Raw genomic sequence first — 12,234 nt, 5'->3', positions numbered from 1 at the left:
AGGTTTTCTATGATGAGAAAATATTGTTTTCTTGTTCTTTCACTTTTTATTCTTAGCGCGTGCGGTGGTTCTGGTGGCGGCACTTCATCTCTTCCAACAACGGATGAAGTTTCCAATCCAAGCGCTTCGAGTCAGATTAGAAAAGATATTTCTCCTCTTGATTATGTTTTTGTGTACAACGAAAATTTTTCGAATGGTATTGGCAGCGATAGCAATTCTGGCCCGTTAAGTGCAAAAGCAAACTTTGATTTTTCTTTTCCTTCTTTTGAAAATCCAACACCACCTTTTAATGATCTTCCCAATGAAGGAAATGTGGAACTTCTTCCAGGATTAAGCGATCCTACCAGCTCTTCACCTTTTGGCACCTTGCAGCAAGGACTTGAGTTTACTGGTTCTGCCAATAGACTTGATGCTGCTGTTGATGAAAATCGTGGAAATATTTTGGTTGTTTTTGAGAGAAATGAAGGTGGAAACCAAGGTCTCACCGCTATTTATGGACGTTTCTATAATGCAAACGGAGATAGAGTTGGTGACGATGTTCTTATCACAGATGTAAATGCACAGGAACATCATGTTGAGCCAAATTTTAATCAGATTGCTGCTTTTGCAAACGTTACTGAACCAACGTGTAATAGTTTTTTAAATCCTAAAGTTGTTTTCATCAGAGGTGAGACAGTAGAAGAAGATACTTACTTTATCGTTTATGAAACAAAATGTTCTGCAACGGTTCGTTTTCCAAGTGAAGCTCAGTTTTTTAATAACGTTGCGCCTGATGCACCTGTGTTTGATTTGAATGATACTTTAGAAAGAGAACAGAGTTTTACCATTATTCAAGGCCTTCGAGTCTCAGCTATAAATTTAGATCGCCTCCCGGAAAACCAAGTGGGGCCTTTCTCTACGCCAAGACTCCTCAGTCAGCTTTACGCTTCATTTTTGTATAATGAAGATGCTGAAAATAATGAACCCGAAAAAAGTGATCGCAGTCTTTGGAAGTGGAGTGATGCAAAAAATCCAAGCATTTCTGTGAATGAAAACGGAAACGTTTTTGTTTCATACCAAACTTCTCGAAAATTTATTTCTTGTATGAACAACCAAGTAAGCCTTGGTGTGGAAACGCAAGCGCGATATTTTGATGGGCTGTATTCTCTTGATGGAAAAATGTTGTATGACGAAGGACGTGGAAGAGGATTGAGCATTTTTAGATCGGCATATGTTGCAAAAGATGGTGAAGAAAGAGAATTTCAACGAGGCCGTTGTGCATCGCTTGCTATCGCTGGTAATCTTGAGTCTGCTTATAATCCAGCCGTAAGCACAAATTTTAACAGCTCCTTTCAAGTGCTCTTCAGTGTTGAATCTGCGAAGATTGATGAACATAAAAATAATGTAGTGACCAAAAAGATTGTTGGTACAAAGCAACTCTTGCTTGATGCAAGTAGAGACGACGAACTCATTCCTTTGCAAGACGATGAAAATACTGCCGTAGATTTTTCGCTTGTTTTACAAAACCCTAATTTCGCAAATGCATTTGTAAATGCTGGTGAGTTTAAGCATTCAAATCCAGCACTTTCTTATGATGAAAATAGAAATTTGTTTGTTGCAGCTTATGATGATGGAAGTGGAGTTTCTGTTTTTCTCATGAGAGAGAACGGAACTTTTATAGATTCCGATCGGCAAAGTGAAGTGGTGAAAGGAGTTAATTGGAGTGCACCTATTGCACCTAATGCATTTTATCCTTCCTTGTCTCAAGCGAAAGTTTTGGCCGAAGGTGGTACAAGCGTTTCTAAGTTGGGGCTTGCAGTTCAGCAGATGAATCAAGATGGCAGTTGGAACATTTCACAAAATTTTGTTCGTCTTTTTCTGAATGATGATGGCGTTCTTGAATTTTCTTTTGAGCGAGATCGTGACGAAGATTTTGATTTATCTGCAAAAGCAGAAACTGAACTTGGTTCAAACTTAGATCAAAGTTATTTCCCTGTTTCTCTTTCACTTCCAACTGGAAACGATGAGCATCGTTATCGCACTTTTTGGATTGCAACTCCTCCGCATCAAGATGGTGTAGATACTATCTACTCAACTTTTGTTCCAGAAGGTGTAGCTCCTGAAGCTCGCTTTAAAGTGATGTTTGGCCAAACGGTTTTCGATTCGCGCAATGGTGATTTTGTTCTTCGTGCACACAATCTTGAAGAAAATCCATTAACCCTTCACTTTGATGGTACGACAAGTGTTGATCCAGATAGTGAGCAAAACGCTGCCAACAGAGGGATTGCCTCGTGGGCATGGCAAATTGATTCTGTAAATGTAAATCCAGAATATAACTTTGTTCCAGGAGATGCTGATGCTGAGGGTCTTGGCCGGTTTTCAACTGAAAGTAATCCGCTTACAGAATATGGTGAGTATCGTGTTATTCTAAAAGTGAGAGATCACGATGGTTTTATTGGAAGAAAAGAATTGCTCTTTACCGTTGAAGAAAATGCCGCGCCAAAAATTGAAAGCGTTCAAGTGTTTGTTGGCCGTGGTGCAATAGAAGGAATAACTCTTCCTGAAGACAGCGAGGAACTTGCTCCTCTGCGCACCAACTCACATCTTGAATTTATGTTCAATGCAACTGATCAAGATGAAGACGAAGCCGATAGAACGCCACCCGCGCAAATAACCTACACGTGGGAAGTTCGTCGCGATAACAATATTATTAATGATGGTATTGAAATTGTGGGCAATGCAAACAACAGAATTACTTTTCCCGTTGCGCAAGCGGGGCTTTATTCTCTTTCACTGCAAGCCTATGACCAAGAAGGGACAGCGAGTATTCCTTTCACTCGTTCGTTTACCATTTCACCGCTTGAAATTACTGCTTTTACTGCCCAAGAAAATAGCATCGATCTTTTTTCTCCATCTCTTGATGATGAACCTTACGGTAAAGCAAGGCTTACCTGGAATACTTCTTTGGCAGATTCAGTTCAGCTTTTCAAAAGAGTATGGACCAATGATCAGATAGGTGTAGAGGAACCTGTGACACAGGAAGACCTTGTCCAGCCTGGAAATCCAGGTGATGCACTTGTGTTTCCTTTAAATACTGAAACTCCATTCGAATTAAAATTACAGAGGAAGACAAACTATATTCTTCGTGCTCAAGGTGGAGATCAAAGTGTAGAAGCGAGCACTTTAATTACATTCAACGCTCCGCAAATCACATCACTTACATCAGATGCAGCAGCAAACCGTGTGAGACTTGTTCCAGGACAAAGTTATGCGCAAGCTCTTTTGACCTGGAATACACAAAATGCTTCACAGATTGTTTCTCTCACGGGTGAACTTGGAAATGGCCAAGTTGTTGCCTTTGACTACCGAGATCCAAACAATCCTGAAGTAACAGCTCCTGTATTTCCTGCTGTGTCATCGAATCAAATTGGATCAACGCTTGTTCGCGTTACAGAAAATACGCGTTTTACGCTTACGGCTGTAAATCCAGATGGTGTAAGGGTTACCCGGCAAATACAGCTTTCGTTTGATGCTCCTGTTATTGAGGCTTGGTCAGCTGATGAAGAAAGTGCGCTTCCTGAAAGTGAAGTACATGTCAATTGGCAAACACAAAACGCAACTTCACTTCGTGTTGTTTTAATTCGAAATGGAAACGAAGAAGAACGACTTGCGATTAATAATGATGCTGCACGTATTGCGTTGGCGCAACATGTTGGTGTGCTAATTCCAGACTTTGCTCAAAACGCACAAGCTTCGCTAAGGCTTGATGTGACTGGGCCTGGAGGAAGTGTTTCAAGTGCGCTCATTCCACTTGAGTTGCTTGCAGTAAACTTGCGGATTAATTCGTTTACTTCAAATGTTCCTCAAGGTGAAGGCATTGATTTGCTTCCCGCTTCTGTAAGTGGAAATCCATCTCCAGATGCAGTGTATGGAGAAGTCTTTTTAAAATGGCAAACAAGCGAAGCTCAGTTTGTGCGTTTGCTGAAGCGAAGCTGGCAAGTTGATGCTGGAAGCGGTCTTACTGTCGCTGGTCAAAATGAAGAGCTTGTTCCTGCCGATGAACTTCCAGATCAAAATGGACAAAGCCAAGAGCATCAGCCACTTCCATTAACGTTTGAAGCTGGAGCACAAGGAGTGAGAGTTCGTGTAAAACGAGACACCACCTATGTAATTGAGGCGCGGGCTACGGTGCAAGGTGTTGAGCATACTATTCGAAGCAATGTTGAAATTCATTTTAACTCCGCTGCTATCAATGCTTTCACGGCAACACAAAATGTGATTCCGTACAACAATGGAACGCGAGATGGAACCGGTCAGTTGAATTGGTCCACGCATAATATAAAGAGCGTGAGATTGATTGCTTATCCGTGGAACGATTTTGAAACGCAGCCCATAGTAGATGTAGCTCCTCATACCGAACTTGTAGCACCTCAAAACTTTTTTGCTCTTGTGAATGGAACGCATGCTCACGCTTTCAATCGCAAACAAACTTTTGTGATGCTTGCCACTGATGTGCTTGACAGAGAATTAAGACGAACCGTTGATATTGAATTTGCGCTTCCAAGTATTTCGCGTTTTGAGGCTCTTCCAAATCCAGTTAACTTTGCTGCTGGAACAACAAGTGCAAATGCTCAATTGCTTTGGGAGACAGCAAACTCTTCTTCTGTGCAGCTTTCCGCTGATAGTGAAAATGTTCAGCTTGTTAATCCAGCTCCAGATTCTAGTGGCATTGGAGGAGAATCTGTAACTATAAGTAGGGCAACACGTTACGAATTAGTTGTTTCAAATCCTGATGGAAGAACCGTGTCGCAAGAATTAGTTCTTCAATTTAATGCGGTAACGCTAGATCTTGATGGGCTTCCAGATACTTTGGGAGAGAGCAGAATTTATCATGGAAGACCAGCTCGCATTACGTGGAGATCTCCTCAAAATATTTCGCAGATGAATGTCTTCTTGGCAGATGTTAATGGGCAAGCACTTGCAGGTGGACCAAGTCAGCAATTTGCAACTCCGCAAGCTGTAGCTCTTGGAGTCTGGAACTTTACGCTTCCTGAAAGTGACGAAGAGCAAGTTCGTTACAAAGTGTGTGCGAGTATTCCAAATCCAAATCTTGATCCTGCCGAAGTAGTGATTTGCAGCCAAAACTTTTCTGCCTTTAGAAGGCCTGTTCCACATATTACAAGTTTTACGCTTAGTCCGCAGCAGATTGTAGACATCGAAGATAATGGTGGACAACTTATTGGAAGATCAACGCTCGCGTGGAATGCCTTTACAGACAACGCTCAGCCGTCGGTGCTTGCGCTTGAAGAACAACGTGGTGGTGTGGGAGCCTTTGCTGCAATTGCAGGTGTAAATACCAACAGCTTAAATGCACAAGGCAGTGTCCAAGTGACTATTGGTGTAAATGATGTTCCAACGTTTTACAAAATTACCGTTCAAAATCGTTTTGATGATAGTGTCAGTTCTGGTGAAGAAGGTCTTTTTGGAAATCAAGAACCAGACAATGCCAGACTTGAATTTGCAACGCCTTCAGTGACACAGTTTTCTGTTTCAGAACAAGTTGCGTATCCGGGAAGAGCTCTTACCCTTACGTGGCAAACACGAACAGCCACTTCACTTGATGTGGTGATGATCTTAAATGGGAATGAAGAAATTCTTGAAACAATAAATCTTTTTGCTGATGTTCTGCAAAGTGCAGCTCGTAGTATTGTATTGCCGCAATTTGCAGGTGAAGGTAACGGACAGCTAAGACTTGATCTACGTGGTCCTGGCGGCGTGGTCTCAAGCGAAAATTTCAACATTGCGTTTGCACAAATTCCAACTTCTGGTGTGTTTCGTTTCTGTGTTCCTGTTGATGGAGGCGAATGTTCTGAAGCACCGCAAGTTAATTTCGACAATGGAAGTTTTGCAGCAAACGTAAACTTCAATTGGATTGTTGATCCTGCTGCAATCAATCGTGTTGTCAGAATTTGCGTTGGTGATGCTCCAGATAACAATGGAAGATGCGATGGCAGAAATATCGAACTTCCTGCAGGTGCAAACTTTGTAGATCAAGGCAATGGAAATGGTGTTGGTTCCACGATTATGAGTGTTGAAGTGAATAACAGCTATTGGCTTGTAACTCAGACCACACAAGGTGTAGAGGTTGCCTATGCAACTCCGTTGCAAGTAAGTTTTAATGCTCCACAGATTTCAAGTTTTGTGAGTGCGCGAAGTGTGATCAATCAAAAACTTCACAACCAGATTAACTGGACAGGTCTCAGCAATGCAACTTCAATGAACATTGAAGTCTTAGAGGGCAATAGTGTCTTTTATGTAGATGAACAAAATCAATTAACTCACAATTTCCCTTTTGCAGCAGAAGAAGATCTTAACGTGCTTCCTCAAGGTTCGTTAACAAGTGTTGTTGAAGATGGAGTAGGTGCTCTTAGCTTTAGAATAACTGCAACTGGACCTGGTGGAGAGGTGACAAGAAACTTAAGCATCACCGTAAATGATATTCCTGATGATTTTCTTATTACGAGTCCAAATGTTGACCTAGAACTTTACACCCCGACAAGACTCTTCGTAGAATGGAATGGTGTTGAGGCTGCAAATGTAGATCAGGACGGTATTTCCCAATATGCAATTTGCTATCAAGTGTATCACACAGACGCTAACGGCGGCGTTGTAGGAGAAAATCTTCCATTAGAGAATGTGGGCGCACCTTGTCCTGATATTACAACACAAGCTTTTGCAAATCTTGCAATGTTGCCACAAGGAACCATTCTTGTTCCTGCAAGTGGTGCTGAAACATATCAGTATGTTTTGGAAATGGATCCCAAACTCAATGGAGCTGGAGAATACTTACGCTATGAAATTGGAGTGATGGCCATTGATAACGATCAGCAAATTCTCGGAATCAATCTTTCTAAGCGTGCAATAGTAACAGATGATTCGGTTTTAGCTTGGTTTAAATTTGATGAAGACTTCACGCAAGGCATTGATTGTCCTGGAGCTCCTGCCGGGTATACTATTTGTGATGCGAGTCGATATGGACGACACGCTAGAGGGAATAATGGTGTAGAATGGGAGAATGGATCGGCAATTTTAAACCGAAATGAAGAAGGTAATCAGTGGATTGAAACAAATATTCCGCTTCCAGAGTTTACAGAAATAAGTATGGAAGTGTTGAGTACACCATATGCTGTAAATGATAGGCCTTTTGTAAACATTGGTCCTGCTGGAGATGGAACACCATTTGGAGATTGGTACATTCTCTTTGTTGCAAGACCAAGTTTAAGAATCCTTTCTCATGAGGGGGTAAATAATACGAGTGGCTCAACTGTAGGTGAGAACTTGCAGGCAAGTCCAGCAGATCCATATCATCTCATGATGACAGCTCAGGCTGGAGGAAATGGAGATATTTATATTAATGGAGTGCTTTCAAACTCAGCGGCAAGTTTGCAGAGTTTGATCTTCCCAGAGAATAGAAGATACCTTCTCATTGGGAAAACAGGAGCCCCTGTACCACTCTTTAGTGGAGAAATGAATGATGTTGTTATCTACGAACGAGTTTTAGCAGAACACGAAAGAGAGAATAACTTTAGGGCTGCTCAATAAAAAGGAAACAAAAAAGCGCTGATCGCTTATGTGAACAGCGCTCTTTTATAAGAACGAAAGATTTTATAAGCTTGTATACGTATAGGTCACTTTAGCTGATGTAAGATCAACACTCGTACTTGCAGGTAAATCAGCTTTGATGAGATAAGCATTTAAATCATTGTCAACTGTTGTGCTTAATCCTGCACTTGATCTTAGGTCTGTATCATCATCTGAAGTAACGCTTGTAATTTCAGAAAGATTTTCACTTCCATCAAGAGAATAACTCATAAGTCGAACCGTTGCTGACTCCAGTGCGTCATTATCAAGGATGTAGACATCAAATTCCGTGATTGTAGCACCGTGCGGAATATTGACTGAAGCAAAATAGCTAGTGGCACCAACTGCGTTTCCCTGAAGGTCGCCTTGGTCTGTTGAATAGTTATCATTGGCATCTAAATAAGCTGCAGCAGTAAAAGCAGCACCAGCGATGCTAAAATATCCTGTTTTCACAGCTCCTAAGGTAAAAGAATCTGCAATGACATCACCAAAAGTGAGATCTTGGCTATCCACTGCTGCGCGTGCGTTTGCGGCATCTTCACTTACCACTTCATCAAGAGCTGCTTGCACGGTTGTAGCGGTAAGGCCGCTTGTAGTATTGCTGTAGGTGATGTCGGAAGCTGCACTCGCTAAAGCACTTGTAACCGAACTAGAACCACCGCAACTGACAACCCACAAAATTCCAGTGATAAATCCAATGCTTAAAAGTCCAGCGGCGCTTAGTTTTCTTGTCTTCATCTTCACATCTCCTCTTGTTTTTAGCGTACACTCATCAAAACCGTTCGGGACCTAACACAGTTTAAAAGCTGAGTAAACTGTGGAGTGAGTTCAAAAAGAGGCTGGCACTTTTTTGAACACTATGGAATAGCAGGGCTAGCATGAAAAAACACCTCTCAATATTGTTAGCCATTTCTTGTTTTGCTTGCGCAAGTCCTCAAGAAAAAATGCAAGCAGCCGAACTTGCTTTGGCCGACGGCCGTTTTGAAAAAGCTCTTTCCATCTATGAAGACCTGGTGGAAGAGGCCAAAAGTACAGAAGAAAAAAAAGAAGACCTCAAGACGCTTGCCAATTTGTATCTTCTGACAAACCAAAATGAAAAAGCACTTCAGGCTTATAGGCAACTGGTTGCGTTTGCGCCGTTGCAGGAATCTTCAAGAATATTCTACGAACATCAGCTAAGTCTTTTGGAAAAAATGGGAAAAACGGAAGAGCTGCTTGAAATGCTCACCAGCCTTGTGAAGTACTATCCCCAAACTCCGCGTGTTCATTATTACAAGCTGAAGCTTGCCGAAGCTTACCTTGTGCGAGGCAACTATCAGGAAGCGAGATCGGTGTTGAATGCTTTGCTTCAGCAGAATGATCTTTTGGCTGACGTTCAAGAAAAAGCCGTCTTCGATCTTGCAGAGACGTATTACCTCGAAGGGGAAAAATCAGATGCAGTAAATGCGTACAGTTTTTTCTTAAAGCATTTTCCCGATTCAAGTTTAGATGCCGAAGTAAGATTGAAGATGGCATCGCTTGCCGAAAGCATGGGCTTTTTGGGGCCAGCTACTCAGATCACCAATGAGTTAGAAAACAAATATCCCAATAAAGAAGCGCTGAAGGTTCGCATTGATAAGATGAAAAAAAATGCGAAGTAAAGAGTAGTATGTTGCTGTCATTGCGATCCGCCTCTGGCGGAGTGGCAATCTCCTCTGGCAATTGAATGGGGAGATCACCACGTCGCTATGCTCCTCGTGATGACATAGAATTGTCCGAATCGCATGGATGAGCGGCCCAGTTCATTGTGTAGCATGATGAGACAGAGGTAAGTCGCTGAAAAGAAAGTGGATTAATTCAATTTACAAACAAAACCCGCTACGCTAGACACCCACAGACTAAGCGGCCCAAAGCTTTGGTGAGGAGCATGTCTGCACGGAAGCAAAAAGGGTACATGATGAAGGAGAAAGCAATGGCAGCAGAAAGAACACTTGCAATGGTAAAACCCGACGCGGTTCGTAAAGGGGTTATCGGAGAAATTCTTAACCGTATCGAAAACAACAACCTTAAAATTGTTGGCATTAAAATGCACCACCTCAGCAAGCAAAAGGCTGAAGGTTTTTATGCTGTTCATCAAGGTAAACCTTTCTTTGAAGAACTTGTTACCTTCATGGCGTCTGGCCCTTCTGTGGCGCTGGTTTTAGAAGGCGACAACGCTGTAGCAAAATGGCGCGAAGTCATGGGAGCTACCAACCCTGAAGAAGCTGCTGAAGGCACGCTTCGTAAAGATTTTGGAAGCAACATCGGCAACAACGCGGTTCATGGTTCAGATGCAACTGCAGCAGCAGCTCAAGAGATTGCTTTCTTCTTCGAGAAAAATGAAATTGTTGATTACGAGTGGGATTAAGTTTTTTACACAAGATTTTCCCAAGAGCCTTAAGGAAACTTAAGGCTCTTTTTTTTTGAGTACTCTCAGGAACGCCTAAAAATTGAGCAGCTTACCAGAAAGTGCCAGGCACTTTCTGGTGAATTTTAGTTAGGTGATAAAAAATTGACGTATGTACTCACGACTTCTCCGTGAATGAGGTTTCATTTTCCCTTCAAAGATTTTTGTTTCAAATTCTAAATCTATCATTTCATGTTCAAACAACGATAGATAAGACTCCCTTCTTAGCACTACATTTGATCCGAGAGATAAAAAGCTAGGATGTTCCGTAAGAAAGATATTCTTAACTTGATGGGAAGATATATAAAAGTGATGAGAGCTCCATTTCCATTTAGCAGGGCTGTCTACGAGTCTTGCTTTTACCGGATTCAAGTGGAGATAACGTAGACAGGTAAGAAAGTAGTGATCGTCACTTATAATGAAACTTCTGTAGCGCGAATTCCAAAAATGACCGGAACGAGAGTGTGTTCTATTGTAATGAAAGGTAAAAGTAGTACAAATGCGGTGTACTATTTGATCGAGGTAATTTCCTTCTTTTGTCGTGAGTATCAAATGCAGATGGGTATGCATTAAAACATAGGCATGAACTTCGAAGTTCATTTTTTTTCTATAATGCTCAAGGATGCTTACAAACATTTCGAAATCATAATTACTTTTGAAAAGCTTCTCTTTGTTATTACATCTTAAAATAACGTGATATACGATTTCATCCCCGAGAATACGTGGAGCTCTTCCCATATTTCACCTCTGCTTAAAAATTGTGCAGTTTACCAAAAAGTGCCTGGCACTTTTTGGTGAGTTGCGAGAAGTAGGCCAAATGGAATTAATTGTTTTTCAAAGGGTTAGATGATTTGAAGTGTCATGAAATGATGCAATTGTGAGAGAAAAGCTACATTTTCACCAGAAAGTGCCTGGCACTTTTTGGTAGTGGAGGAAGGTTACTGAAGATTTTTGAGGGCTTTTGCAAATTCAGCGGATCCAGCTGTATCCATCATCGCAGCTACAACTCTTTGCATCACTTGTTCTTCAACACCAGTTTTGCCAAGAGCATCCCAAAAAGCTGCTTCATCTGCAGGATCAACATTTCGGAAGCTGTCAAGTGCAGTGGTGCCAGTGGTTTCCGCAACAAGTGCATTGATAAGCTCGTTTTGTTCCGGAGTAAAATGTGCGCGGAATGAACGGTGGCTTGCAAGTGGCCAGAGTGAAGTGGTGAGCACTTTCAGCATAATTTGTCGCAAGACTTCTTGTGATAAGGTTGGGGCAATTGCTGATTCATCTGTGTTTGCTGTTTGCATGAGTGCAGAGTTTTGCACCATCAAGGCTAAGGCGAGGCCTGCTGTTTTTAAGCCTTCTTCTTTTCCGAAATAGGTTAATAAGGTAGCAGCTTTATCTACTTGCTCAAACACAGAACTTGCATTCAAAATGCGAACAAGCTCCCACTGTAATACCATTTCACCCTCAACATTAATGCCCTCAGAACTCATTAAGCCTTGAGCTGCAATATTTTCGCTTAAGCCCTCTCGCACAGCATTCACCAGCATTTCCCGAACATCACCAGCAAACAAAGCGTTTAAATGAGGTGAATCACTTTTGCGTTGTCGTGTGCCGATGAAAGAGATTCCAAAAAAAGTTTCCCAATCAGCTAAGGTTTCGCTGGTTACTTGCAGCAAGCCCAGCAAATCGGCTTCCACTTCAGCGCGGCTTCGCGGGCCTTCGGCGTGGAAGGCTGGAATGGAATTTACAGCCACCAACAAACTTTCCAAAATGAGAGCATTCATTTCGCCTTCGCGTAAAGCGAGTTCCTGGTTTTGCCACAATTCCATACGAAGCATATCATTAAGCGTTTGTAATGCTTCACCTTCGGCAAGTGCTTGTGGGCCAAGCTCTAGAGCCTCTTGCAAGCTTGCACGAATGCGTTGTTTGAGCCGCGATTTGCTTTCAGCAACGGCTTGTTGAAGTGCCGTTTCGCCACCAGAAGTGCTGAGGCCAAACAAGACTGGCATAGTGTCATGGCGAGTTGCATCTACAGGTCTTAATTCTCTTGTTGCCCCTGCAAGAGGAAGATCGGGTCTTTCTCGTAATGTTTGTAGAAGTGCAGGAGCAAATACAGCTGCAGCAGCAGTTTCCCGTGTGTTTTGTTTTGCTGCTTCATGTGCCGCTGCTTGTGGAAGAGCTGTAAGTGGGTTGCT

General features: G+C 42.1%; 5 protein-coding genes and 1 pseudogene (1 of these 6 cut by a window edge). 3 read left to right on the top strand and 3 right to left on the bottom strand.

Translation table 11 applies throughout. The annotated features are described in order from the left end of the window. Positions 1-9: 9 nt before the first annotated feature. Positions 10-7,581 carry a hypothetical protein gene (locus COV43_01190; protein ID PIR26731.1) on the top strand — a complete coding sequence of 2,524 codons (7,572 nt, stop codon included), beginning with the start codon at positions 10-12 and terminating at the stop codon, positions 7,579-7,581. Between the two features lie 63 nt (positions 7,582-7,644). On the opposite strand, the gene COV43_01185 is transcribed toward COV43_01190, so the two are convergent. After that, entirely contained in the window at positions 7,645-8,358 is a 714-nt protein-coding gene (locus COV43_01185; GenBank protein PIR26730.1) for a hypothetical protein, read from the bottom strand. Positions 8,359-8,498: 140 nt separating this feature from the next. Here COV43_01185 and COV43_01180 point away from each other — a divergent pair, with 140 nt between their 5' ends. Both COV43_01180 and COV43_01175 read left to right on the top strand, forming a co-directional pair. After that, positions 8,499-9,260, top strand: a complete 762-nt coding sequence (locus COV43_01180; protein ID PIR26729.1) for a hypothetical protein — start codon at positions 8,499-8,501, stop codon at positions 9,258-9,260. Positions 9,261-9,571: 311 nt separating this feature from the next. Continuing rightward, positions 9,572-10,006, top strand: a complete 435-nt coding sequence (locus COV43_01175; protein PIR26757.1) for a nucleoside-diphosphate kinase — start codon at positions 9,572-9,574, stop codon at positions 10,004-10,006. Between the two features lie 129 nt (positions 10,007-10,135). Here COV43_01175 and COV43_01170 read toward each other — a convergent pair whose 3' ends face one another. Beyond that, entirely contained in the window at positions 10,136-10,783 is a 648-nt protein-coding gene (locus tag COV43_01170; protein PIR26728.1) for a hypothetical protein, read from the bottom strand. A gap of 200 nt (positions 10,784-10,983) precedes the next feature. Then, positions 10,984-12,234: pseudogene (locus COV43_01165) on the bottom strand (hypothetical protein); it runs 210 nt beyond the window's last position.

Source organism: Deltaproteobacteria bacterium CG11_big_fil_rev_8_21_14_0_20_42_23 (assembly GCA_002796345.1).
GTDB lineage: Bacteria > UBA10199 > UBA10199 > 2-02-FULL-44-16 > 2-02-FULL-44-16 > 1-14-0-20-42-23.
This window is presented reverse-complemented; position numbering and strand designations above follow the sequence as displayed.

What these genes read in the sequence shown, in the direction of transcription:
- COV43_01185 (PIR26730.1), bottom strand. Translation starts at nt 8,358, where the DNA reads ATGAAGACAAGAAAACTAAGCGCCGCTGGACTTTTAAGCATTGGATTT.
- COV43_01190 (PIR26731.1), top strand. Translation starts at nt 10, where the DNA reads ATGATGAGAAAATATTGTTTTCTTGTTCTTTCACTTTTTATTCTTAGC.
- COV43_01170 (PIR26728.1), bottom strand. Translation starts at nt 10,783, where the DNA reads ATGGGAAGAGCTCCACGTATTCTCGGGGATGAAATCGTATATCACGTT.
- COV43_01175 (PIR26757.1), top strand. Translation starts at nt 9,572, where the DNA reads ATGGCAGCAGAAAGAACACTTGCAATGGTAAAACCCGACGCGGTTCGT.
- COV43_01180 (PIR26729.1), top strand. Translation starts at nt 8,499, where the DNA reads ATGAAAAAACACCTCTCAATATTGTTAGCCATTTCTTGTTTTGCTTGC.